Here is a 23,844-nt window from a genome sequence, read left to right on the forward strand (position 1 = left end):
GCCTTCCGTCCTACGGCAGCCTGATCGGGTCCTTGCGCCAGCTGTGCTGGAACGCGTACCTCGCCGCCTCCACCTCATGCCGCTGGTCGGCGTGGAGCACGCCGAGCGCGTACGCCGTCGCCGGGGCGATGCGCGGGGTGCGGGCGGCCTGGGCCGCGGCGGCGGCGGCCTCCGAGGCGTCGCGGTGGCGGTCGAGGGCCTCGCCGGCGGCCAGGAGGCGGACGTCCTCGGTGGTCCTCTCGCTCCCGCCGCCCAGGACCTCGAGCGCGTACCGGTGCAGGCGCAGCAGCAGGCGGACCTGGTGCCACTGGGCGTCCTGGGGGTGGGGTGCCGGGTCCGGGGAGAGGCCGTGGACCAGCGCCTGGGCGTTGTACGGGTTGCCCGCGGTGACGAGGGGGAGGGCGGCCACGGCGTCGGTCAGGCGGTCCTGAGCGGCGGCGGCCAGCCGGCTCAGGTCGGTGGCGGAGGTGGCGGAGGTGGCGGAAGCGGCGGAATGGGGGGAGGCGGTGGAGGTTCCCGTGGTCCGCAGCGGGACCTCGCTGGCCAGTAAGGCGACCTTGTCGGCGACCGCGTGGAAGCGGCTGCTGCCCAGCGCCTGGAGCGCGGTGGAGTGGGCCCGGGTGCGGGCCAGGGTCAGCTGGCGGTCGAGCAGCGCGCCGGCCTTGGCGGCGCCCACGGTGAGGCTGCCGCGGTCCGGGGACGCCGGGTGGGCGGCGGGCACGGAGACGGACACGGCGGTGGTGGCGGTGGCCCGGCCCGCCTGCTGGGCCGGGAAGGCCGCCGGGCCCGACAGCCGGTGCAGGGCCTGGAGCAGGCGTTCCAGACGGGACGCGTACGCGTGCTCCAGCGCCAGCGTGCCGGACAGCCAGGCCAGCTCGGGGCGCATGCCCTCCGCCCAGTCGGCGTCCAGCAGGGGCTGGAAGGTGTGCAGGGTGCCGCTGAGCCGCCGGGCCGCGCGGCGCAGGGCGCGGACCGCGTCGACGGGGCCGGTGTGGCCGGTGGAACCGGTGGGGCCAGTGGGGCCGCCGTGGCCCGCGTGGCTCAGGTGGCCGGCGTGGCTGGTGCCGGCGTGGCCGGCGTGATCCGGGGCGTCGCCCGCCGGGCCGGACCGTCCGCCCGTGTCGCCGGTACGGGCCGTGAGGCGGGCCGGGCCCGCCCGGCCGGCGGACGGGGCCGCCGCCCGCTCCGCGCCGCGCGCCCGGTCCGCGGGGTGCGCGCCGCCCGCGCCCGCCCCCGTTTCCCGGTGCAGGCGCAGGGCGCGGAGGAACTCCGTCGCCTGGGCGCGCAGGTACCCCGCCAGGGCGTCCGCGTCCGCCGGGGCCGGCGGGCCGGCAGCGGCCGGGGCCGGTGCCGGTGCCGTGGGGTCCGTCGGGTCAAGGTGTCGCTGTGCCACGCCGGCGCCTCCGGGCGTCTATGAGCATCTCCTGGATGTTGCGCAGGGGCTGGCCGTCCGCGTCGGTCGCGTGCCGGGTCCACTCGCCGTCCGGGCCGAGGTGCCAGGAGGCGGTGCCGTCGGACATACCGGTCTCCAGCATCCGGTTCAGGGCCGCCCGGTGGGCCGGGTCGGTGACCCGGACCAGGGCCTCTATCCGGCGGTCGAGGTTGCGGTGCATCATGTCGGCGCTGCCGAACCACACCTCCGGCTCGCCGCCGTTGCCGAAGGCGAAGACCCGCGAGTGCTCGAGGAAGCGGCCGAGGACCGAACGGACCCGGATGTTCTCCGACAGGCCCGTCACCCCCGGGCGCAGCGCGCAGATGCCGCGCACCCACACGTCGACCGGGACGCCGGCCTGGGACGCGCGGTAGCACGCGTCGATCACGGCCTCGTCGACCATCGAGTTGACCTTGATGCGGATGGAGGCGGGGCGTCCGGCGCGGTGGTGCTGTATCTCCTTGTGTATGCGGGAGACCAGGCCGTCGCGCAGGGACTTCGGCGCGACGAGGAGGCGGCGGTAGGTCTCGCGGCGGGAGTAGCCGGAGAGGCGGTTGAACAGGTCCGAGAGGTCGGCGCCGACCTGCGGGTCCGCGGTCAGCAGGCCGAGGTCCTCGTAGAGGCGGGCCGTCTTCGGGTGGTAGTTGCCGGTGCCGACGTGGCTGTAGCGGCGCAGGGTGTCGCCCTCCTGGCGGACGACCAGGGACAGCTTGCAGTGCGTCTTGAGGCCGACCAGGCCGTAGACGACGTGGCAGCCGGCCTCCTCCAGCTTGCGGGCCCACTTGATGTTGGCGTGCTCGTCGAAGCGGGCCTTGATCTCGACCAGCACGAGGACCTGCTTGCCGGACTCGGCCGCGTCGATGAGCGCATCGACTATCGGGGAGTCGCCGGAGGTGCGGTACAGCGTCTGCTTGATCGCCAGGACGTCCGGGTCGGCCGCCGCCTGCTCCAGGAAGGCCTGGACGGAGGTCGAGAAGGAGTCGTACGGGTGGTGGAGGAGTACGTCCCTGCTGCGCAGCGCGGCGAAGACGTCCGGCGCGGAGGCCGACTCGACCTCGGCCAGGTCGCGGTGGGTGCCGGCGACGAACTTCGGGTACTTCAGCTCGGGCCGGTCGATGCCGGCGATGCGGAAGAGGCCGGTGAGGTCGAGCGGGCCGGGGAGCGGGTAGACCTCCGCCTCGCCGATCTTCAGCTCGCGGACGAGGAGGTCCAGGACCTCGCGGTCGACGGACTCCTCGACCTCCAGGCGTACCGGCGGCCCGAAGCGGCGCCGCATGAGTTCCTTCTCCAGGGCCTGGAGGAGGTTCTCGGCGTCGTCCTCCTCCACCTCGAGGTCCTCGTTGCGGGTGAGGCGGAAGGCGTGGTGCTCCAGGACCTCCATGCCCGGGAACAGCTCCTCCAGGTGCGCGGCGATGACGTCCTCGATGGGGACGTAACGGCCCGGGGACGCCTCCAGGAAGCGGGAGAGCAGCGGGGGCACCTTGACGCGCGCGAAGTGGCGGTGGCCGGTCACCGGGTTGCGGACGACGACCGCGAGGTTGAGGGAGAGGCCCGAGATGTAGGGGAACGGGTGGGCCGGGTCGACCGCGAGGGGCGTGAGGACCGGGAAGATCTGGTGCCGGAAGAGGGTGAACAGGCGGGCCTGCTCCTTCTCCGCCAGCTCGTTCCACCGGACCAGGTGGATGCCCTCCTCGGCGAGGGCGGGGGCGACGTCCTCGTGGAAGCAGGCGGAGTGCCGGGCCATCAGCTCGCGGGAGCGGGCCCAGATCATCTCCAGGACCTCGCGGGGCTGGAGGCCCGAGGCGGAGCGGGTGGCGACACCGGTCGCGATGCGGCGCTTGAGGCCGGCGACGCGGACCATGAAGAACTCGTCGAGGTTGCTGGCGAAGATCGCCAGGAAGTTCGCGCGCTCCAGGAGCGGCGTGTTCGGGTCCTCGGCGAGTTCCAGGACGCGCTCGTTGAACGCGAGCCAGCTGCGCTCACGGTCCAGGAAGCGGCCCTGCGGGAGCTGGGCGCCGCCGGCCTGGGACTCCTCCGACTCCTCGTACCCGTCGAGGTCGGCGTCGATGTCGGGTTCCAGGTCGGAGACCGTGGCCGCCACGGTGTGCGGGCGGTGCGCGGCGATGGAGCCCACGGACGGCTGCGTGTGCTGGACCTCTGCCTGGGTGTTCGGCTGCCTCATGAACCCATTCTTCCGCGCCATGCGCAGGACAGGCGCGTCGGAAGGCGCGGGATGCTCTGCTCCTGGTGGCTCTGGCACGGTCGGCTGCATTCGGTGAGGGTCGCAAGGCAGTCTGAATCGATGGTTACGGGGACATGACGTGTGGGATAGCGGGGGGCTTCCGGCGGTGGATGGGGGCTGTCGGCGGCGGGCGGGACCTCGGCGGAAAAATTGACCCACCGTGACCGTGAACCGGTCGGCCGGGGTCGTGCGATGAGGAGACGTGAGCGAAACGAGAAGCGACGGTGAGCTGCTGCGGGCCGTCGCCGCGGACGGCGACCGGCGGGCCTTCGAGGAGCTGTACCGCCGGTACGCCCCCTGGCTGACCGCCCGCATGCGCGGCCGCTGCGCCGACGCCGGTGTCGTCGACGACGTCGTGCAGGAGACGTTCCTCGCGGTGTGGCGGGGCAGCGCGCGCTACCGGGAGGACGGCGACGTCGCGGGGTGGCTGTGGCGGATCGGGTCCCGGCGGCTGATCGACGCGCTGCGGGGCGACGGGGCCCGGGGCCGGTTGCGGCAGGCCCTGGCGCGGCTCAGGCACCGGGACGAGGCCTCGGCGGAGGAGCGGGTGCTGGCGGGCGTGGAGCACGGCGACCTCGCCGGCGCGCTCGTCCGGCTCTCGCCGGAGCTGCGCGCGGTGCTCCAGGCCACGGTCGTCGACGGGCTGACCACCCGCGAGGCCGCCGTCCTGCTCGGCATCCCGCCGGGCACGGTCAAGACGCGGGCCATGCGCGCCCGCCGGCAGCTGCGGGAGGCGCTGGCATGAGCATCGAGGACAGCGGTCACGAGGACAGCGGTCACGAGGGCAGCGGTCGCCGGGGCAGCGGTCGCCGGGACGCCTGGCACGTGGACGCGGACGATCTGCGGGCCTACGCCCGCGGGGAGCTGGCGGTGCCCGCGCTGTGGTCCGCCGACTCCCACCTGACCGCCTGCGCGCGGTGCCGGGGGGTGCTCGCCGAGGTGAGCGACGCCGCCGCGCTGGACGCGGGCTGGGAACGGCTCGACGCCGAGCTGGACGCGCCCCGGCCGGGGTGGTTCGAGGGGCTGCTGGTGCGGTGCGGGGTCGGTGACGGCACCGCGCGGCTGCTCGCGGCCACGCCCGTCCTGCGCCGGTCCTGGCTCGGCGCGGTCGTCGCCGTACTGCTGATGACCCTCGTCGTCGCCCTCACGGCCGGCGCCGCGGGCAGGCCCACCCTGTTCCTCGCCCTGGCGCCGCTGCTGCCCCTGGCCGGGGTGGCGCTCGCCTACGGGCCCGCGCTGGACCCGACGTACGAGATGGCCGTGGTCTCGCCGACGCACGGCTTCCGGCTGTTGATGATCCGCACGGTCGCGGTGCTCGTCGTGGCGCTCGGGGTGGGCGGTCTGGCGAGCCTCGCGCTGCCCGGCTACGGGCTGCTGGCCCTGGCCTGGCTGCTGCCCGGCCTCGCCCTCACCTCGACCGGGCTGGCGCTGACGCCCCGGCTGGGTCCCGTCCTCGCGCCGTCCGCGGTCGCGGGGGCGTGGGTGGCGGTGCTGCTGACGGCCGACGCGGCGCGCGCGGCCGAGGACGGCCTGCTCGCGCCGTTCACCGCCGCCGGGCAGGGCGTGTCCGGGGTGGTGGCCGCGGGCGCGGCCGGGCTGCTCTTCCTCGTCCGCGACCGGTTCGACGTCTTCGCGCGGGGTGCCGCGTGAGCCGCCCTTCCTCCGCCCTTCGCGTGATCCCCGCCTCGCCTTCCCCTTCCCTCCTCTCCTACGTGTACGGGAGCGCCGTATGAACACCACCGTGTCCGCCTCCGGGCTCAGCCTCAGTTACGGCCGGACCCGGGCCCTCGACGACGTGTCGCTGCGGCTGACGCCGGGGGTCACCGGGCTGCTCGGCCCCAACGGAGCCGGGAAGACCACGCTGCTGCGGGTGCTCGCCACCGCCGTCCCCGCCGACCGGGGGGCCTTCACCGTGCTCGGGCACGATCCGGGGACCTCGCGCGGCCGGCAGGAGGTGCGGCGGCGGCTCGGTTACCTGCCGCAGACGCCCGGCTTCCACCCGGACTTCACCGCCTTCGAGTTCGTCGACTACGTCGCGATCCTGAAGGAGCTGGCCGACCGCACCGCCCGGCACCGGGAGGTGCGCCGGGTACTGGAGGAGGTCGACCTGGGCGGGGTGCGCGGGCGGCGGATCAAGAGGCTGTCGGGCGGCATGCGGCAGCGGGTCGCGCTGGCGGCGGCGCTGGTCGGGGACCCCGGGTTCCTCGTCCTCGACGAGCCGACCGTGGGCCTGGACCCGGAGCAGCGGATGCGGTTCCGCGAGCTGGTCGCCGGGGCGGGGGAGGGGCGGACCGTGCTGCTGTCCACCCACCAGACCGAGGACGTCGCGATGCTCTGCCATCGGGTCGTCGTCATGGCCGCCGGGACGGTGCGCTTCGACGGCACCCCGGCCGAGCTGACCGCGCGGGCCGCCGGGCGGGTCTGGCACGGTGCGGAGCGGGACCCGGGCGCGAAGGCCGGGTGGCGCACGGGGACCGGATCGTTCCGGAACGTGGGCGACCCGCCCCCGGGGGCGGACCTGGCCGACCCCACGCTGGAGGACGGCTACCTCCTCGTCCTCGACGGCGCCGGCGCGGAGGTGGCCGCGTGAGCGCCGTACTGACTCCGGCCGCGCCCGCCGTGGGGACCGAGCCGCGCGCGGGTGCGCGGGCGGTGCTCGCCCTGGCCCGCTTCGAGGCGCGCAGGCTGCTGCTGAGCGCCCCGGTCGTCATCGCGTTCGCGGTGCACGTCGCCTGGATCGTCTGGCGCACCCGCAGCTCCTGGGACGGCCACCCGGCCCTCCAGGACGTCGACCGCGCCACCCAGAGCGTGCCGATGCTCGTCGGCCTCGCGGTCCTGCTGTCCGCCAACCTCGCCGTCCTGCGCTCCGCGCGGCACGGCACCGAACAGCACTTCGCGGTGCAGGTGCTGACCCCCTGGCACCGTACGGCCGCGCACGCGCTCTCCCTCGTACCGGCCGTCCTGCTCACCGCGCTCTGCGTGGCCGGGCAGTTCACCTGGGAGGCGCTCAAGCCGGGCGCGATCGGGCACGGTTCGCCGGCCGAGCTGCTCGTCGGGCCGCTGACGGTGCTGCTGTTCGGGGCGCTCGGGGTGCTGTCGGCCCGGGTGGTGCGGTCGGCGCCGGCCGCGCCGCTGCTGGTGGTCCTCCTGCTGTTCACCCTCGTCCTCGGCACCGGCCCGGACGGCGACAGCGGTCTGTCGTGGCTGACCCCGGTCGTCTCCGCGATCAGCTTCGACACCCTGCCCTCCGAGCTGCTGGGCCGGCCCGCCGCCTGGCACGCCCTGTATCTGGCGGGCGCCGGCCTGTGCGCCGCCTTCCTCGCGGTGCTCGTGGCCGGCGGACGGCACCTGGCCGTGCGGGCGGGCGTCGCCCTGTCCCTCGCGCTGGCGGTGACGGGCGGCGTGCTCCAGGCGCGGGGCGTGGCGCCGTCGCCGGAGCTGACCGCGGCCCGGGAGCGGGCCTCGGTGCGCCCGGACCTGACGTGCGCGGAGCACGGGCGGTCGACGTACTGCGCCTTCCCCGAGTGGGCGCCGCGGACCGGCACCTGGGCCGGGGTCGTCGACCGGGTGCAGTCCCTGGCGGGCGGCAGCGCGCACGACCAGCCGCTCGTCGTACGGCAGCGGATCGACGCCCGCTACGGACTGGAGGGCGATGCCGCGATCCCCGCGCTGACCGACGCCCACCAGGTGACCGTGGGCACGGCCTGGGGCGGCAACCGGGTCCCGGAGTTCGCCGGCGCGGTCGCCGCCGTCCTGGTCGCGGGCACGGAGGAGGCGGCGGGTGAGATCTGCGACGGGCGGATGGTCACCCTCATGTGGCTCGCCCTCAGCTGGCAGGACGACCCGATGGACGCCCTGCGCCGGGTCCGCCTCGACGACAGCGTGAAGGGGTCCGCGGTCGTCCTGTCGCCCACGAACCCGCTGTCCATGACGGAGGGACAGACGGACGTCGTACGGCGGCTGCTGGAGGACCCGCCCGCCCGGGCCGGCGAGCAGGTGAAGGCGCACTGGGACGAGCTGACCGAGCCGGGCGTCACCACCGCCCGCGCCGCCGAACTGCTCGGCGTCGCCGGGCCCGGCAAGGCGGACTCGTGCGAGGAGTGACGGCGGCCCTCGTCCGCCCGGTGTGGCGCACCCTGCCGTGGCGGGCGCTGACCGCCGCCGGGCTGCTCGGACTGCTGCTCGCCGGTACGCCGCGGGCGGCCGGCGCGGAGCCGAACGCCTGGGAGACGCTCACCCTCGTGCGGGGCGTCGCCCTGACCGGCGCGCTCGGCCTGGCCTTCCTGCTGGACGACCCGGCCCGGCACCTCACCGCCCCCGTCCCGGTCCGGCGCCCGCCGCGGCAGGCGCTGCGGGTGGCGCTGGTCGCGCCGCTCGCCGCGCTGTGGTGGACGGCCGTCCTGCTGCTCGTCCCGTCCGCGACCCGGCCCCCCGCCGGTGACCTCACGCTGGAGGCGGCGGCGACGGGCATGACGGCGCTCGCCGCCGCGGCCGTGGCGGTGCGGCTGACGGACGAGGCGCGTCCCGGCCCGGCCGTCGCCGCGGCACTGCTGCTCGCGGCCGTCCTCGCGCCCCTGCTGACGCCGGACGGCTGGGCGCTGTTCACCGTGCCGGACGACCCTCGGTGGGCGGCGGCGCACGACCGGTGGGCGCTGCTTCTGGCGGTGGCGGCCGTCGCGTGGGGGGCCTGCGGGCCGGAGCCCGTGGGACGGCGGAGGGCGCGGGCGGCCGGGGGCCGGGGAGGCCGGGGAGGCCGGGGAGCCGGCTCGGCGGCGGGTCCCGGGCTCAGGTCTCCGTGCGGTACATCAGGTCCGTCTCGTGGGTGACGAAGCCCAGGCGCTCGTAGACGGACACCGCCGCCTTGTTGTCGGCGTCGACGTACAGCATCGCCGTGGGCAGACCCTGGTCCGCCAGGTGCCGCAGGCCGATGGTGGTCAGGGCCTTGCCCAGGCCGCCGCCCTGCGTGTCGGGGCGGATGCCGAGGACGTACACCTCACCGAGCCGCTCCTGGGCGTGCACCTTGGTCCAGTGGAAGCCGATCAGCTCGCCGTCCCGCTCGGCCAGGAAGAACCCCGCCGGGTCGAACCACGCCTCCGCCTTCCGGTCGTCCAGGTCCCGCTGGGTGAGGGAGCCCTGCTCGGGGTGGTGGGCGAAGGCGGCGGCGTTCACCGCGAGCCAGGCGGCGTCGTCCCGCCCCGGCACGAAGGTCCGTACGGTCACGCCCTCCGGCAGCCGCGGGTCCGGCAGCTCCAGGTCCGCCAGCGGGCGCCGCATCTGCCGCAGCTCCCGGAAGAGGGTCAGGCCGAGCACCTGGGCGAGGTGCCGGGCGGCGGAGTGGCCGCCGTGCGCCCAGACCCGCAGCCGCTTGCCCGAGGCGGCGAGCAGCGCGGAGCCCAGCGCCCGCCCGTGCCCCTGCCCCCGGTACGAGGGGTGGACGACCAGTTCGGCGGCCGGCGGCTCGATCGGGTCGGCGCCCTCCAGCTGGGCGTACCCGACGAGTTCACCGCCGTCCAGGGTGAGCAGCAGATGCGCGACGCCCTCCCGCGCGGGGCCGCGCAGGTGCAGCCGGCCCTGCTCGGACACGGCCTGCTGCCCGTCGCCCCGGGCGGCCTCGGCGAGCAGGGCGAGGACGGCGTCGCTCTGCTCCGGCGTCAGTTCGGTGAGGGTCTCGATCGATCGGGGGCGGCCGGGCCGCACGGAGTCGTCGCTGGTCATGCGTACGAGGGTAAGGGGCGGACGCGGCAAAGCGGCGGCACCCGCGGGAGATGGCCGGGCGGGAAGGTAAACCAGGATGTAACCCGGAACCCCTGTCGCGCTACGCGCGTTGACCCTAGGCTGTCGCGCCGGCGGGCCGTCTCCTCAGCGGCCCGTGTCACGTACACCCACAGGGGGGCGCATGCCAGCCACAGCACAGTCGCACCAACCGCGCCGCAGACGCCGTACGACCCGTCTCCTCGCCGCAGCCACCGTGGTCACCGCCGGGGCGCTCGCCGCGGCGGCCCTGCCGGCGTCGGCGAACGCGGACGGGAACCACCGGGGCCACGGCGGTCCCGGCCGCTACCAGGACGTCCAGCTGCTCTCCTTCAACGACCTGCACGGCAACCTGGAACCGCCGGCCGGGTCCGCCGGCCGGGTCACCGAACTCCAGCCGGACGGCACGACGAAGACGGTCGACGCGGGCGGCATCGAATACCTCGCCACGCACCTCCGCGAGGCCCGCGAGGGCAACCGCTACTCCATCACCGCCGCGGGCGGCGACATGGTCGGCGCGTCCCCCCTCCTGTCCGGCCTCTTCCACGACGAGCCGACCATCGAGGCGCTGAACAAGCTCGACCTGGACGTGACGAGCGTCGGCAACCACGAGTTCGACGAGGGCGCCAAGGAGCTGGCCCGCCTCCAGAACGGCGGCTGCCACCCCACCGAGGGCTGCTACACGGACGAGGAGTTCGAGGGCGCCGACTTCCCCTACCTGGCGGCGAACGTCCTCGACGAGAAGACGGCCAAGCCCCTCCTGAAGCCCTACTGGGTCTGGAAGCACAAGGGCGTCAAGGTCGGCTTCATCGGCGTGACCCTGGAGGGCACCCCGGACATCGTCTCGGCGGAGGGCGTGAAGGGCCTCGCCTTCAAGGACGAGGTCGAGACGATCGACAAGTACGCCAAGGTGCTCCAGCGCCAGGGCGTGAAGTCCATCGTCGCCCTGGTCCACGAGGGCGGCTTCCCGGCCTCGTCCTCCTACAACTACGACTGCGACTCCCCGGGCGCCGGCGACGGCATATCCGGCCCGATCGCCGACATCGCCAAGAACGTCACGCCCCAGGTCGACGCGCTGGTCACCGGCCACACCCACGCGGCGTACGTCTGCACGATCCCCGACCCGGCGGGCAAGCCCCGCATGGTCACCTCGGCGTCGTCCTTCGGCCGCCTCTACACCGACACGACGCTGACCTACGACCGCGCGACGGGTGACATCGCCCGTACGGCCGTGAAGTCGGCGAACCACGTGGTGACGCGGGACGTCCCGAAGGCGCCCGACATGACCCGCCTCATCGACAGGTGGAGCACCCTCGCCGCCCCGATCGGCAACCGCCCCATCGGCTACATCTCCGGCGACATCGACCGCGACGGCACCGAGTCCCCGCTCGGCGACCTCATCGCCGACGCGCAGCTCGCGTACGGCAGGTCCCAGGACCCGGAGACCGACCTGGCCTTGATGAACCCCGGCGGCATCCGCGCGCCCCTGACCTACGCGGCCTCCGGCACCGAGGGCGACGGCGTGGTGACCTACGCCGAGGGCTTCACCGTCCAGCCCTTCGCCAACACGGTGAACCTCAAGGACTACACGGGCGCCCAGCTGATCCAGGTCCTCAAGGAGCAGGTCAGCGGCCCGAACGAGGCGGCCCCGAAGATCCTCCAGATCTCGTCCGGCCTCACCTACACCCTGGACCTGACCAAGTCGGGCGCGGACCGGGTCGTCGCGGACTCCATCCGCCTGAACGGCTCGCCCATCGACCCGGCGGCCACCTACCGCGTCGCGTCGAACAGCTTCCTCGCGGGCGGCGGCGACGGCTTCCCGACCCTGGGAGCGGGCACGGACGAACTGGTCGGCGCGGACGACCTGACCGCCCTGGAGCAGTACCTGACGGCCAACTCCTCCGCGGCCGACCCGATCGCACCGCCGGCGGCGGACCGCATCACGGTCGTGCGGTAGGCGTCACCGTCTCCGAGAGGGGCCCGGTATCCGCACGCGATGCGGACGCCGGGCCCCTTGTGGTTGTTCTGGAACGAGTACACGACGCCGCATGTTGTTCGTGGTGCGCTCGAATGAGAGGGCGGTCAACAAATGCCCTGTGAGTGTCCTCGGTTTTGGGGGAGGTCAGTCGTGGGGGGCGTCGAGCCGGGCACCGCGGCTGATCGCGACCCGGAGCACGTCCTGCAGCGCCTCGGTCGCCCTGACCAGAGCGAACCGCACCGCCCGCTCCCCGGCCCTCCGGTCCCCGAGCACGGCCCTGGCCCCCGCGAGCACCTGCTCCCCCGACTCCACCTGCGCCTCCTCGATGTCATCCGCGAGCCGGGAGAGCCGGCTGCCCCCGTCGTCGGTGCTCAGGTAGCAGGGCTTGCCTTCGGGGGTGGTCCAGGGGAGGAGGCGGAGTGGAGACGGCTTCATTGCTCTTGTCCCTTCGGGTCCCGACCAGCGGTGATTACTGATCGTGCGTCGATCGTCACTGCCCCGGCGTACGCTGCGGAAGGGGCCCGCCGTTGCCTGTGGGCCAGACAACGGGGAGGGCGACGTGGCCGACAGTCCGGGTGCGGAACGGGATTCGAGGCGTGCCGAGCTTGGCCAGACGCTTCGGATGCTGCGCGAGAAGGCGGGCCGATCGCTCGGGCAGTTGGCTGAGGAGACGTCGTACGACAAGAGCTACCTGTACCGCTTGGAGAAGGGGGAACGGCTCTCCAAACGAGCGGTGATGGAGGACCTGGACCGCTTTCACGGCACGGGTGACCTGCTGGTTCGCCTCTGGCGGGACGCGCACAAGGAGGTGATCAAGGACAAGTACAAGGCATTCATGGAACTGGAGGAGACGGCCCGGGTCATGTGGCTCTTCCAGCTACGGGTACCCGGACTGTTGCAGACCGAGGACTACGCCCGGACGGTGTTGTCGGGGTTGTCCGGCGCGCAGACAACGGCGGGCAACGGTGAGGCAGTGGAGGAACAGGTGGCGCTGCGCCTGGGACGCCAGGAGCTGCTGCGCCGTCAGCCGGCTCCGAGTGTCCGCGTGATCCTGGACGAGGGTGCGCTGCGGCGACGTGTGCCGGACGAAAAGGTGTGGCAGGACCAACTGTCGTACTTGCTGGACGCGGCGGAGCTGCCGTCCGTCGCACTCCAGGTTCTGCCCTACGCGGCTGGGGTGCACGACCTCATGGACAGTCACCTCTGGCTTCTCTGGCAGCGAGTGGGCGACCCTGTCGCCTACGTGGAAGGCAACGGCTTCGGTGAGTTGATCGACGATCCGGACAAGGTCCTGTCGTTTCGCTTGTCCTACGATCTGGTGAGGGACGCGGCTCTGACTCCCGTTGAGTCGATGGCGTTCATCAAGGGCCTTCTGGAGGAGCGCAGAGCATGAACCGAATCCCTGACCTCACCACCGTGACCTGGCGCAAGTCCTCCTACAGTGACGGCGGCGGAACCAACTGCGTCGAGGTGGCCACCGGCCACCCCACCCTCGTGCCGGTCCGGGACAGCAAGGTGCGGGACGGGCGCGTGCTCCTGTTCGGCGCGGCACCCTGGCGGGCGTTCGTGACCGGGATGAAGCGCGCCGGGCAGCCGTAAGACCCTATGGAACCTCCGGCGGCGGTACCGGCGCCCCCGGCAGCCGTACCGTCGCGGTCGTGCCGCCGCCCTCGGCCGGGGTGAGGTCCACCTCGCCGCCCGCCTGCTGCACGGTCCGCGCCACGATCGACAGACCGAGCCCCGAGCCGGGCAGGGCGCGTGCGCTCGGTGAGCGCCAGAAGCGGTCGAAGACGTGGGGGAGTTCGTCGGCGGGGATGCCGGGGCCGTGATCGCGGACGGTGAGGACGCCGTCGGCGAGGCGTACGTCGACCGTGCCGGACTCGGGGCTGAACTTCACCGCGTTGTCCAGGACGTTGACGACCGCGCGTTCCAGCGCGGCCGGTTCCGCCCGTACGTACCAGGGCTGGACGTCGGCCGTGATGGTCAGCTCCGGACCGCGCAGGCGGGCGCGGCGCAGCGCCGACTCGACGACGTCGTGCCAGGCGAGGATGCGGGTGCGGCCCTCGTGCTGGCCGGTGTCGGGACGGGACAGCTCCTGGAGGTCGCCGATCAGCGCCGCCAGTTCCGTCATCTGGGCCTTCACCGAGGCGAGGAGGGCCTTGCGGTCCGCCTCGGGGATCGGGCGGCCGGTCTCCTCGCTGCGGGTGAGCAGCTCGATGTTGGTGCGCAGGGAGGTGAGGGGGGTGCGCAGTTCGTGGCCGGCGTCGGCGATGAGCTGCTGTTGCAGGTCCCGGGAGCTGGCCAGGGACGAGGTCATGCTGTTGAAGGAGCGGGAGAGGCGGGCGATCTCGTCCTCGCTGTCGTCGGCGACGGGGATACGGACGGTGAGGTCCTCGGTGAGGGCCACGTGCTCGACGGCCCGGGTGAGTTCGTCGACGGGGCGCAGACCGGTCCGGGCCACCCACAGGCCGGCGGCGCCCGCGCCGACGACCCCAGCGCCCGCGACGAACAGCAGCACGAGCGCGAGGTTGCTCAGGGAGCTGTTCACCTCGCCCAGCGGCCGGGCGGCGGAGACGGCGACGCCCGGCAGGTCGGGCACGGTGTAGGTGAAGACCCGGTACTTGGTGCCGTCGGAGCCCGTGGCCTCGTGCAGCGCGGTGACGGAGGCGCCCTCGGCCACGGCGTGGTCGGCGTCGGTGAGCGGGACCTCCTCCGTGCCGATGATGAGACAGCTCCCGCCCTGCCGGTCCACGAGCTGCACGGACGAGCCGTAGGGGTTCTGCTCGTGCGTGACGGGGTCGTGGGCGCACAGGCCGGTGCGCAGGTTGACGTACTGGCTGACCTGCGCCCTGTCCATGCGGTTGGCCTTCAGGGCCTCGTCCAGCGAGTTCACCAGCACGGTCTTCACCACGAACCAGCACGCCACGGCCGCCGCCGCCACCGCGAACGCCACCGCCGCCGCCACCAGCAGCGACAGCCGCGCCCGGATGGGCAGCGCCCGGACCCGGCGGAGCGGACCTCTCACTCCGCGCCGCCCTGCCGCAGCACGTACCCCACGCCCCGGACCGTGTGCACGAGGCGGGGTTCGCCGGCCGCCTCGGTCTTGCGGCGCAGGTACATGACGTACACGTCGAGGGAGTTGGAGGAGGGCTCGAAGTCGAAGCCCCAGACGGCCTTCAGGATCTGCTCCCGGGTGAGGACCTGGCGCGGGTGCGCCATGAACATCTCCAGGAGGGTGAACTCGGTGCGGGTCAGTTCCACCGGGCGTCCGGCCCGGGTGACCTCCCGGGTCGCCAGGTCCATGGTCAGGTCGGCGAAGGTCAGGGTGTCGTCGTCCTCGGCGGTGGCCTCGACCGCCGCCGCGTACGAGCTGCGGCGCAGCAGCGCGCGGATGCGGGCGAAGAGTTCGTCCAGTTCGAAGGGCTTGACCAGGTAGTCGTCGGCGCCGGCGTCCAGGCCGGTCACCCGGTCGCCGACGGTGTCGCGGGCCGTCAGCATCAGGATGGGGGTCGTGTCGCCGGCGCCGCGGATGCGCCGGGCGGCGGTCAGGCCGTCCATGCGGGGCATCTGGATGTCGAGGACGACCAGGTCGGGCCGGTACGCCGCCGCCTTCTCGAGCGCGTCCGCGCCGTCCACGGCGACCTCGGTGCCGTAGCCCTCGAAGGCGAGGCTGCGCTGGAGTGCTTCGCGGACCGCCGGCTCGTCGTCGACGATCAGGATGCGCTGGACGTCACGGTCGCGGTCGCCGTCTGCGGGGCTCATGGGCTCGGATTCCTCGGATGCGGTCTCGGGTGCGGCTGCCAACGCCTTCAGCGTCGCACGTTCAGCCGTCGGCGCCCGCGCGCAGCTTGGCCAGGTCGGCCTTGACGGTGTCGATCGGGATGGCGAAGCCCAGGCCGACGCTGCCCGCAGCGGCGGAGGACTCGGCCGAGGAGTACATCGCGGAGTTGATGCCGATGATGTTCCCGCTCATGTCGATCAACGCGCCGCCGGAGTTGCCCGGGTTGAGGGACGCGTCGGTCTGGATCGCCTTGTACGTCGTCGTGGACGAGCCGGTGTCGCCGTTGAACTCCTGGCCGCCGAACTCGAAGGGCCAGCCGCCGCCCTGGCGCTGCTGCTGTTGCTGCTGCCCCTCGTCGGTCGAGACGGTCACGTCGCGGTCCAAGGCCGAGACGATGCCGCTGGTCACCGTGCCGGTCAGGCCCTCGGGGGAGCCGATCGCCACGACCTGCTGGCCGACCTTCACGGAGTCGGAGTCACCGAGGGTCGCGGCCTTCAGGCCGGAGGCGTTCTCCAGCTTGATCAGCGCGAGGTCCTTGCCGCTGTCGGTGCCGACGACCTCGGCCGTGTACTGCTTGCCGTCGCTGGTCGTGACCTCGACCGAGGAGGCGCCGGAGACGACGTGGTTGTTGGTGATGATCTCGCCGTCACCGGTGATGATCACACCGGAGCCGGTGGAGGACCCGGCGCCGGAGGTGGCGCTGATCTCGACGATGCTCGGGCTGACCGCCTGGGCGACCCCGGAGACCGTGCCCTTCTGGCTGGAGGGCACCACGTTGGTGCTGGTGGACGCGGAGGCGACGGTGTCGCCGCCGGTCAGCTCCTGTATGCCGTACGCGGTGCCGCCGCCGACGGCCGCCGCGACGATCGCCACGGCCGCGAGGAGGGCGACCGGCCCGCGCCGGGTCGTGCGCTTCTTGTGGGGCTGCTCGGGCGCCCCGTCCGGGAAGGGGGCGGCGGGCGGCTGGACCGGCGGGGGCGGCCACTCGGGGTCGACGGGAGAGGAGGCGTGCTGCTGGGCGCCCTGGTACGGGCTGCCGTACGGGGTCTCGTGCGCGTGCTCGTACTCGCCGTTCCGGCGGAGGCTCTCGGTCATGTCCATGAGCTTCCCGCCCTCGTATGAGAGCGGCCTGAGGGATGCCTGAGAAGCCCGGCAGAACCTCGTATGCCCGATGTAAAGAGGCGGCGGGCGGCACCGCGCGCGACGCCCGCCGAAGACCGCCGGAGGCTACGCGCAGCCGCAGGACTGGCGGACCACCAGCCGCGACGGGAACACCTTCAGCCGCTCGCGCCGGGACCCCGCGACCCGCAGGCCGTCGTCGAGGACCAGGTCCACGGCCTCCCGCGCCATCGCCGACCGGTCCGAGGCGACCGTCGTCAGCGGCGGGTCGGCCAGGTCCGCCTCCTTGATGTCGTCGAAGCCGGCCACCGCCAGCTCGCCCGGCACGTCGATGCGCAGCTCGCGGGCGGCGCGCAGCAGGCCGATCGCCTGGTCGTCGGTGGAGCAGAAGATCGCGGGCGGACGCCGCGGCCCGGAGAGCAGCTCCAGCGCCACGCGGTACGCGTCGTACCGGTTGTACGGCGCCTCGAAGAGCCGGCCCTCGGTGGAGAGCCCGGCCTCCTTCATGGCGCGCTTCCAGCCCTCGACGTGGTCGGAGACCGGGTCGCCGACGGACGGCGTCTCGGCGGTGCCGCCCATGCAGGCGACGTACTCGTACCCGTGCTCCAGCAGGTGGCGGACGGCGAGCTGGGCGCCGCCGAGGTCGTCGGTGACGACGGCGACGTCGTCGATGGCCTCGGGGCGCTCGTGCAGCAGGACGACCCGGGCGTCCCAGGCGTCGATCTCGGCGGCCGCGTTGTCGTTCAGCGCGTGGCTGACCAGGATCAGGCCGGAGACCCGCATGCCGAGGAAGGCACGCAGGTAGTGGACCTCGCGCTCGCCGACGTAGTCGGAGTTGCCGACGAGCACCATCTTCCCGCGCTCGGAGGCGGCCCACTCGACCGCGTGCGCCATCTCCGCGAAGAAGGGCTGGCGCGCGTCCGGCACGATCAGACCTATGAGGTCCGTGCGCCGCGATGCCATCGCCTGGGCGACCCGGTCCGGGCGGTACCCCAGTTCCTTGATCGCGGCGAGGACACGCTCGCGCGTGGCCGGGGCGACCGGCCGGGGTCCGTTGTTGATGACGTAGCTGACGACGGCGGTGGAAGTCCCCGCCAGTCGCGCCACGTCATCCCGAGTCACCTTGGCCACGCGCGGAGTCTACGCGGATGGATCCGCCCTGGGCAGGGCGTATCACACCTTGGTCGACGTCGCTTCCGCACCGGTGTCCGCCTGCGTCTTCGGCCCGGCCTTCGCCCGCGTGTCCTCGGCGGCGCGCTCCGTCTTCCCGGCGCGCTCCGTCTTCTCCGCCTTCTCCGGCTTCTCCGGCGTGACGAAGCGGTAGCCGACGTTGCGGACGGTGCCGATCAGCGACTCGTGCTCGGGGCCGAGTTTGGCGCGCAGCCGCCGTACGTGCACGTCGACGGTGCGGGTGCCGCCGAAGTAGTCGTAGCCCCACACCTCCTGGAGCAGCTGGGCGCGGGTGAAGACCCGGCCCGGGTGCTGGGCGAGGTACTTCAGCAGCTCGAACTCCTTGAAGGTCAGGTCCAGGACCCGGCCCTTGAGCTTCGCCGAGTACGTCGCCTCGTCCACCGACAGGTCGCCGTTGCGGATCTCCATGGGGGAGTCGTCGCCGACGATCTGCTGGCGGCCCATGGCCAGGCGCAGCCGGGCCTCGACCTCGGCCGGTCCCGCCGTGTCCAGCAGTACGTCGTCGATGCCCCAATCGGCGGTGACGGCGGCCAGGCCGCCCTCGGTGACGACGAGGACGAGCGGACAGCCGAGCCCGGTGGACCGCAGCAGCTGGCACAGGCTGCGGACCTGGGGGAGATCGCGGCGCCCGTCGACGAGGATGACGTCGGCGCCGGGTGTGTCGACGAGGGCGGGGCCCTCCGCCGGCGCGACGCGGACGTTGTGCAGCAGCAGGCCGAGGGCGGGAAGCACCTCCGTCGACGGTTGAAGGGCGTTGGTGAGGAGCAGCAGAGAACTCATCGCGTCCCACCTGCCTGGGTCGTCCTACGGTCGTGCACGGATCGCTCGCCCATAACGTCTGGTTCCTCCTCGGTCCCTGCGAGGACGTTTACGGCACTGCTTCGTACAGGTGCGGATCCCGTGCCCGTGGGGTCCGCGGCGCTTCCGGGAGGTGAACGCCCGGCGACTGCCCGGCGACGCTCCCGAAAGCACAAAAGGACCCGGGGGCTACGTTGCCCGAGTCCTCTGCCCAGCAGAATAGCCGACATGAGCAACCGTCCGGCAGGTCATGTGGCACGTTCCATCGATCGTCCGCATCCTGAGACGCCCGGCGGGACGCCGCGCCGCGCGCCCGCACGCACCTTCCTGCACACCTCCGACGGCGTGCGGATCGACGCCGTATACGACCCGGGAGCGACCGTCCGCGGCCCCGCTGACCTGGTGTTCGTCGTCGCGCACGGGTTCACAGGTGACGCCGACCGGCCGCACGTGCGGCGCATCGCGGAGGCGTTCGCCGACCACGGCGCCGTGGTCACCTTCTCCTTCCGCGGCCACGGCGCCTCCGGCGGCCGGTCCACCGTCGGCGACCGCGAGGTGCTCGACCTGACCGCCGCCGTCGCCTGGGCGCGCGGTTTCGGCCATACGAGGGTGGTGACGGTCGGCTTCTCCATGGGCGGCTCGGTGGTCCTGCGGCACGCCGCGCTGTACGCCGGTGCCGAGGACGGGGCGGGCACGGACGCCGTCGTGTCGGTCAGCTCGCCGGCCCGCTGGTACTACCGGGGGACGGCACCCATGCGCCGCCTGCACTGGGTGGTGCTGCGGCCCGCCGGGCGCCTGGTGGGCCGCTACGGCCTGCGCACCCGTATCCATCACCGGGACTGGGACCCGGTGCCGCTCTCGCCGGTCGAGGCGGCGGGGCGGATCGCGCCGACGCCGCTCCTGGTGGTGCACGGCGACCGGGACGGCTACTTCCCCCTGGACCACCCCCGGATGCTGGCCGAGGCGGCCGGTGACCACGGCGAACTCTGGGTGGAGCCCGGCATGGGCCACGCCGAGCACGCGTCCGGCGAGGACCTCCTGCACCGGATCGGCGACTGGGCCGCGGGCCGGGCGGGCTAGCCTGCATGTGTTCACCGCCGGTCGGCACGGACGCCGACCGGCACCGGCGACGAAGGATGCAGATGGCAAAGGTCACGGTGCGCTACTGGGCCGCCGCGAAGGCCGCGGCGGGGGTGGCGGAGGAGCCGTACGAGGCGGCCACGCTCGCCGACGCGCTGGCCGCGGTGCGCGAGCGGCACCCCGGCGAACTCACGCGCGTGCTGCTGCGCTGCTCGTTCCTCGTCGACGGCGACCCCGTGGGCACCCGCGGGCACGAGACGGTACGGCTGGCCGACGGCGGCACGGTCGAGGTGCTCCCGCCGTTCGCGGGAGGGTGAGCGATGACCGACCAGCCGCAGCAGCCGTACGGGCGGAATCAGCCGTACGAGGGACACGAGGGGTACGAGGACTGGCAGGGGCGTGCGGCGCAGGCCGGGTACGACGCCCAGGCCTGGCCCACGCATCAGCAGCCCCAGGGGCAGCAGGGGTACGACGGGTACGCGGGGTACGAGGACCCGAACGCCGCCCAGTACACCCAGCAGTGGCAGGGGCAGACCTGGGAGACGCAGGTGCAGCCGCCGGTCTCCGCCGAGGAGACGGCGTACCTGCCCCCGCAGGCCCCGCCGGACCCGCACGCCCACCCGCAGGCGGGCATGTCGTACGGGACGCCCGGGACGTACGCGCAGCCGCAGCCCCAGCCCCAGCCCCACCCCGAGCCGTACGCACCCCAACCCCAGCCCCAGCCGTACGAGCCCGCCGCCCCGGCCGCCACTCAGCAGCCCGCCCCCGCCGCCCCCGGCTCCTCCCAAGGACCCGGTTACGGCCCCGCGACCCTCGCCGGGAACACCCGGGTGACCGACGCCCAGCGGGCCCGGGCCGAAGGGCGCTCGCCGATCATCGACCCGGGGATGCAGCCGGCCGCGCTCACGGCGCTGCTCGGGCTGCTGCTGGCCGGGGGCGCGGCGCTCGGCACGTACGCCCTCCTCGTCCCGCTCGTCGCCCTCCAGGCGCTCACCGCGGCGGGCTGGTTCCGTCTGAACGGCATGTGGCCGGCCCGGCAGGGCATCGCGCTGGGCTTCGCGGGCGCGCTGGCCGCCGACGCGGCGCTGCTGGTGTCGGACCGCTCCCCGGCGGCGATCCTCGGCACGCTCGGGGTGTGGGTGCTGCTCTCCCTCGTGCTGCAACTGCGCTCGCACGCCGACCCGGACGAGCGGATGTACGGCCTGATGGCGACCGTCGCCGCGGCGGCCCTCGCCGTGATCGCGGGCGGCCACCTCGCCGCCGACGCGGACGCGGTGACGGTCGGCGCGGTCGCGGTGGCCGTCGCCGTGGTGGCCCGTGCCCTGCCGCTGCCGACGCCGGCGTCGGTGGTCGTCGCGCTGCTCGCGGCGGCCGGGGCGGGGATCGCGGTCGGCTCCGTGACGGACTTCGGGGTGGCGGGGGCGCTGCTCGGCGCGGGCGCGGCGGTGTGCGCGCTCGTCGGCCACCGGGCCGCGGCCTACGACTACCCCTCCCGGTTCGTCCACTTCACGGCGGGCGTCGCCCTGCCCCTGGCGGCCTCGGCCCCGGCGGTGTACCTCCTCGGCAGGGCACTGGGCTGATCCGCCCGCGACCGGCGGGGCGCGCGGGACATCCCGCGCGCCCCCTGTCACAGGTGATCGACAAAACCCCGGTGGCCCCGGCCGTCCGCGTTACCCTCGCGCTGGACGGCCGACGGTCGTCGGGGACCCTGTCGTTGGCCGCCCAGGTTGGGAACACCGCATGCGCGCATTGCGAATACTGCTGATCGTCGTCGTGATCCTGGGCGGGCTCTTCGTGATCGCGGACCGCGTGGCGGTCGGCTTCGCGGAGGACGAGGCGGCGGACAGGCTGCGCAGCACCGAGAACCTGGCCTCGACGCCGGACGTCTCGATCAAGGGCTTCCCCTTCCTCACCCAGGCCGCCGGCGGCGAGCTGGACGACGTCGAGGTCGGCATCGACGACTACGAGGCGGCCACGGGCAACGGCGCCGAGAAGATCCGTATCGCCCACCTGAGCGCCCACATGAAGGGTGTCGAGTTCGCCGGCGACTTCAGCTCCGCCACCGCGGCCACCGCCACCGGCACCGCGACCGTCGGCTACGACGAGCTGATGAAGGCCGCCAAGTCCGAGCCGACGGACATCGCCCCCGGCGTCACCGGGCAGGTCGTCGGCCTCTCCGACGGCGGCAACGGCAAGATCAAGGTCTCCCTCCGGGCCACGGTGCTGGGCGTCGAGCTGCCGGAGCCGGTCGAGGTGCTCAGCTCGATCACGGTCAAGGACAACGACGTCGAGGTCGTCGCCGACGGACTGCCGGCGATAGGCGGCAGGCAGCTCGCCGAGTCCCGGATCCGGGCCATCACCGACTTCCAGCAGACCATCGACGAACTGCCCGGCGGCATCGAGCTGGACAAGGTCGAGGCGGCGAAGGACGGTGTCGAGATCACGGTGAAGGGTTCGAACGTCCGGCTGGCCGGGTAGGACCACCGGCGGTCGCCGCCCGCGCACGCGGGAGACGCGGCGCACGCACGCGAGCGTCCGACAGGCGAGACGATGTCGTCCGTACCGCAGATGCGAGGGCCGGGGCCCCGGTCCGCGCGGCACTCGAGGGCCCACCGGAGGGCGCACGCATCCCACATCCCGGACGATCCCGTCTCATGATGCGACACGCCGGTGACATGCCCCGCCGTCCGTCCCTACGATCGGGCCTTATGAAGCGACAGGCGGACCTCACGAAGCGGCGGGCAGTGGACCTGTGCCGCGTTGCCGCCATGCTCTGTCGCACCTTCTGAGCGGACGGCGGCGCCGCCGTCCGTGTTCCCTCACCCGCCCTGCCCAGGGCTCCCGCGCGCCGTCCCGGCATGAGCGCGCGCACCCTCTCACCGCACGCCCCGCCGCACCTGCCCCGGAGGAGAAATCATGAGCCGCAGCGACGTCCTGGTCGACGCCGACTGGCTGCAGGACCACCTGGACGACCCGTCCATCGCGATCGTCGAGGTGGACGAGGACACGTCCGCGTACGACAAGAACCACATCAAGAACGCGATCCGGATCGACTGGACCCAGGACCTCCAGGACCCGGTCCGCCGCGACTTCGTCGACCAGGAGGGCTTCGAGAAGCTCCTGTCGGCCAAGGGCATCTCCAACGACCACACCGTGGTCCTCTACGGCGGCAACAACAACTGGTTCGCGTCCTACGCCTACTGGTACTTCAAGCTGTACGGCCACGACAACGTCAAGCTCCTCGACGGCGGCCGCAAGAAGTGGGAGCTGGACGCCCGCGAGCTGGTCGACGGCACCGAGGTGCCCGAGCGCCCGGCGACCCAGTACAAGGCCAAGCCGCAGGACACGTCGATCCGCGCCTTCCGCGACGACGTCGTCAAGGCGATCGGCGCCCAGAACCTGGTCGACGTCCGCTCGCCCGACGAGTTCTCCGGCAAGCTGCTCGCCCCGGCCCACCTCCCGCAGGAGCAGTCGCAGCGCCCGGGTCACGTCCCGTCCGCCCGCAACATCCCCTGGTCGAAGAACGCCAACGACGACGGCACCTTCAAGTCGGACGAGGAGCTGAAGCAGCTCTACACCGACGAGCGGGTGGACCTGGCGAAGGACACCATCGCCTACTGCCGCATCGGTGAGCGCTCGGCCCTGACCTGGTTCGTCCTGCACGAGCTGCTGGGCGTGGAGAACGTCAAGAACTACGACGGCTCCTGGACCGAGTACGGCTCCCTGGTCGGCGTGCCGATCGAGCTCGGCGCCAACAAGTAAGCCCGCCCCCTCAACCCCTCAGGAGTACGACATGTGCGGAGCGAAGGCCGGCGGCCCCGACGCCTCGACGATCAAGCCCGGTGAGACCACGATCCAGGGCCAGGTGACCCGCGACGGCGAGCCGGTGACGGGCTACGTCCGGCTGCTGGACTCCACCGGCGAGTTCACGGCGGAGGTCCCGACCTCCGCGACGGGCCAGTTCCGCTTCTACGCGGCCGAGGGCACCTGGACCGTCCGCGCGCTCGTCCCGGGCGCCAGCGCCGACCGCACGGTCGTCGCCCAGCAGGGTGGACTGGCGGAGGTCGCGATCGCCGTCTGACGGCCACCGCGGGCCCCAGGGGCCGCACCCCGCCGGGTTGGACGCCCGGGGTGCGGCCCCTCGGCCTGTCCGGACCCCGGGTCCGGGCCTACCCTGGACGTATGTACGCGCGGCGGCGGCATCGCTACTTCGTGATGATGGGCATCTGCATCGCGCTGTTCGTCCTGGCCTGGGGTGTCGTCCGCCTCTGGTCGGTCCCTGCGGCCGTCGCCATGTGCCTGGTCGCCATGGTCATCCCGCCGCTCGCCGCGATCGTCGCCAACCGCCGCGGCCCCGACGACCGCTGGTGGGACGACCCCTCCGGCGACCCGCAGTCCGACGCGTGGTGGGACGAACTGGACGGCCGCAGACCCCCGCGCCACCAGGACCGCCCCTAGGACCGGTTTCTCCG

24 protein-coding genes are annotated in these 23,844 nt (G+C 73.5%); 15 read left to right on the forward strand and 9 right to left on the reverse strand.

From position 1 onward, the window contains the following. Positions 1–10: 10 nt before the first annotated feature. Both ACFIF2_RS31520 and ACFIF2_RS31525 read right to left on the reverse strand, forming a co-directional pair. On the reverse strand, positions 11–1,393 hold the full coding sequence (locus ACFIF2_RS31520) for a CHAD domain-containing protein (RefSeq protein WP_395576680.1): 1,383 nt from the start codon (positions 1,391–1,393) through the stop codon (positions 11–13). Next, positions 1,374–3,614, reverse strand: coding sequence for an RNA degradosome polyphosphate kinase (locus ACFIF2_RS31525; protein ID WP_395576681.1), 2,241 nt, complete (start codon positions 3,612–3,614; stop codon positions 1,374–1,376). The genes ACFIF2_RS31520 and ACFIF2_RS31525 overlap by 20 nt, the downstream gene beginning before the upstream one ends. A gap of 262 nt (positions 3,615–3,876) precedes the next feature. Between ACFIF2_RS31525 and ACFIF2_RS31530 the strand changes: the two genes are divergently transcribed. The 5 genes from ACFIF2_RS31530 (at position 3,877) to ACFIF2_RS31550 (ending at position 8,500) form a co-directional block, all read left to right on the forward strand. Next, positions 3,877–4,419 (forward strand): RNA polymerase sigma factor, encoded by a 543-nt coding sequence (locus tag ACFIF2_RS31530; protein ID WP_395576682.1) that lies wholly within the window; start codon positions 3,877–3,879, stop codon positions 4,417–4,419. Then, positions 4,416–5,324, forward strand: coding sequence for a zf-HC2 domain-containing protein (locus tag ACFIF2_RS31535; protein ID WP_395576683.1), 909 nt, complete (start codon positions 4,416–4,418; stop codon positions 5,322–5,324). The genes ACFIF2_RS31530 and ACFIF2_RS31535 overlap by 4 nt, the downstream gene beginning before the upstream one ends. A gap of 79 nt (positions 5,325–5,403) precedes the next feature. Beyond that, a complete protein-coding gene (locus ACFIF2_RS31540; protein ID WP_395576684.1) occupies positions 5,404–6,264 on the forward strand; it encodes an ABC transporter ATP-binding protein in 861 nt (286 codons plus the stop codon). Then, positions 6,261–7,778, forward strand: coding sequence for an ABC transporter permease (locus tag ACFIF2_RS31545; RefSeq protein ID WP_395576685.1), 1,518 nt, complete (start codon positions 6,261–6,263; stop codon positions 7,776–7,778). Before ACFIF2_RS31540 ends, ACFIF2_RS31545 begins: the two co-directional genes overlap by 4 nt. Beyond that, entirely contained in the window at positions 7,766–8,500 is a 735-nt protein-coding gene (locus ACFIF2_RS31550) for an ABC transporter (RefSeq protein ID WP_395576686.1), read from the forward strand. Before ACFIF2_RS31545 ends, ACFIF2_RS31550 begins: the two co-directional genes overlap by 13 nt. Here ACFIF2_RS31550 and mshD read toward each other — a convergent pair. Then, positions 8,460–9,389, reverse strand: coding sequence for a mycothiol synthase (gene mshD, locus ACFIF2_RS31555; protein ID WP_395576687.1), 930 nt, complete (start codon positions 9,387–9,389; stop codon positions 8,460–8,462). The two genes, ACFIF2_RS31550 and mshD, sit on opposite strands and share 41 nt — an antisense overlap. Before the next feature lie 181 nt (positions 9,390–9,570). Here mshD and ACFIF2_RS31560 point away from each other — a divergent pair, with 181 nt between their 5' ends. Beyond that, on the forward strand, positions 9,571–11,382 hold the full coding sequence (locus ACFIF2_RS31560) for a bifunctional metallophosphatase/5'-nucleotidase (RefSeq protein ID WP_395576688.1): 1,812 nt from the start codon (positions 9,571–9,573) through the stop codon (positions 11,380–11,382). A 165-nt stretch (positions 11,383–11,547) separates the two neighbouring features. Here the strand turns inward: ACFIF2_RS31560 and ACFIF2_RS31565 are convergent, their stop codons facing one another. Continuing rightward, entirely contained in the window at positions 11,548–11,838 is a 291-nt protein-coding gene (locus ACFIF2_RS31565) for a hypothetical protein (RefSeq protein ID WP_395576689.1), read from the reverse strand. 124 nt (positions 11,839–11,962) lie between these two features. On the opposite strand from ACFIF2_RS31565, the gene ACFIF2_RS31570 reads away from it, so the two are divergent. Continuing rightward, positions 11,963–12,796 carry a helix-turn-helix domain-containing protein gene (locus ACFIF2_RS31570; RefSeq protein ID WP_395576690.1) on the forward strand — a complete coding sequence of 278 codons (834 nt, stop codon included), beginning with the start codon at positions 11,963–11,965 and terminating at the stop codon, positions 12,794–12,796. After that, positions 12,793–13,002, forward strand: coding sequence for a DUF397 domain-containing protein (locus ACFIF2_RS31575; protein ID WP_395576691.1), 210 nt, complete (start codon positions 12,793–12,795; stop codon positions 13,000–13,002). Before ACFIF2_RS31570 ends, ACFIF2_RS31575 begins: the two co-directional genes overlap by 4 nt. Before the next feature lie 4 nt (positions 13,003–13,006). Here the strand turns inward: ACFIF2_RS31575 and ACFIF2_RS31580 are convergent, their stop codons facing one another. The 5 genes from ACFIF2_RS31580 to ACFIF2_RS31600 all read right to left on the reverse strand — a co-directional run bounded on the left by ACFIF2_RS31580 (position 13,007) and on the right by ACFIF2_RS31600 (position 18,274). After that, entirely contained in the window at positions 13,007–14,428 is a 1,422-nt protein-coding gene (locus ACFIF2_RS31580; protein ID WP_395576692.1) for a sensor histidine kinase, read from the reverse strand. Then, positions 14,425–15,165 carry a response regulator transcription factor gene (locus ACFIF2_RS31585; protein ID WP_395576693.1) on the reverse strand — a complete coding sequence of 247 codons (741 nt, stop codon included), beginning with the start codon at positions 15,163–15,165 and terminating at the stop codon, positions 14,425–14,427. Before ACFIF2_RS31585 ends, ACFIF2_RS31580 begins: the two co-directional genes overlap by 4 nt. 61 nt (positions 15,166–15,226) lie before the next feature. After that, positions 15,227–16,285: a S1C family serine protease gene (locus ACFIF2_RS31590; RefSeq protein WP_395576694.1), complete on the reverse strand. Its 1,059-nt coding sequence runs from the start codon at positions 16,283–16,285 to the stop codon at positions 15,227–15,229. Positions 16,286–16,411: 126 nt separating this feature from the next. Continuing rightward, the gene (locus ACFIF2_RS31595) at positions 16,412–17,434 is read right to left on the reverse strand and encodes a LacI family DNA-binding transcriptional regulator (RefSeq protein ID WP_395576695.1); all 1,023 of its coding nucleotides are present in this window, start codon (positions 17,432–17,434) and stop codon (positions 16,412–16,414) included. 42 nt (positions 17,435–17,476) lie between these two features. Then, complete coding sequence (locus ACFIF2_RS31600) at positions 17,477–18,274, reverse strand: response regulator transcription factor (protein ID WP_395576696.1); 798 nt, start codon at positions 18,272–18,274, stop codon at positions 17,477–17,479. A 246-nt stretch (positions 18,275–18,520) separates the two neighbouring features. Here ACFIF2_RS31600 and ACFIF2_RS31605 point away from each other — a divergent pair, with 246 nt between their 5' ends. The 7 genes from ACFIF2_RS31605 to ACFIF2_RS31635 all read left to right on the forward strand — a co-directional run bounded on the left by ACFIF2_RS31605 (position 18,521) and on the right by ACFIF2_RS31635 (position 23,830). Continuing rightward, positions 18,521–19,372 carry an alpha/beta hydrolase gene (locus ACFIF2_RS31605; protein ID WP_395576697.1) on the forward strand — a complete coding sequence of 284 codons (852 nt, stop codon included), beginning with the start codon at positions 18,521–18,523 and terminating at the stop codon, positions 19,370–19,372. 62 nt (positions 19,373–19,434) lie between these two features. Next, a complete protein-coding gene (locus ACFIF2_RS31610) occupies positions 19,435–19,689 on the forward strand; it encodes a MoaD/ThiS family protein (RefSeq protein WP_395576698.1) in 255 nt (84 codons plus the stop codon). Between the two features lie 3 nt (positions 19,690–19,692). After that, positions 19,693–20,952 carry a hypothetical protein gene (locus ACFIF2_RS31615; RefSeq protein WP_395576699.1) on the forward strand — a complete coding sequence of 420 codons (1,260 nt, stop codon included), beginning with the start codon at positions 19,693–19,695 and terminating at the stop codon, positions 20,950–20,952. Positions 20,953–21,112: 160 nt separating this feature from the next. Beyond that, positions 21,113–21,850 carry a DUF2993 domain-containing protein gene (locus ACFIF2_RS31620; RefSeq protein WP_395576700.1) on the forward strand — a complete coding sequence of 246 codons (738 nt, stop codon included), beginning with the start codon at positions 21,113–21,115 and terminating at the stop codon, positions 21,848–21,850. A gap of 438 nt (positions 21,851–22,288) precedes the next feature. Then, the gene (locus tag ACFIF2_RS31625) at positions 22,289–23,134 is read left to right on the forward strand and encodes a sulfurtransferase (protein ID WP_395576701.1); all 846 of its coding nucleotides are present in this window, start codon (positions 22,289–22,291) and stop codon (positions 23,132–23,134) included. Positions 23,135–23,165: 31 nt separating this feature from the next. Continuing rightward, positions 23,166–23,453: a DUF1416 domain-containing protein gene (locus tag ACFIF2_RS31630; protein ID WP_100569102.1), complete on the forward strand. Its 288-nt coding sequence runs from the start codon at positions 23,166–23,168 to the stop codon at positions 23,451–23,453. A gap of 101 nt (positions 23,454–23,554) precedes the next feature. Then, positions 23,555–23,830 (forward strand): DUF3099 domain-containing protein, encoded by a 276-nt coding sequence (locus ACFIF2_RS31635; RefSeq protein ID WP_395576702.1) that lies wholly within the window; start codon positions 23,555–23,557, stop codon positions 23,828–23,830. Positions 23,831–23,844 lie beyond the last annotated feature (14 nt).

This window comes from Streptomyces sp. BK79 (assembly GCF_044142145.1).
Lineage (GTDB): Bacteria > Actinomycetota > Actinomycetes > Streptomycetales > Streptomycetaceae > Streptomyces.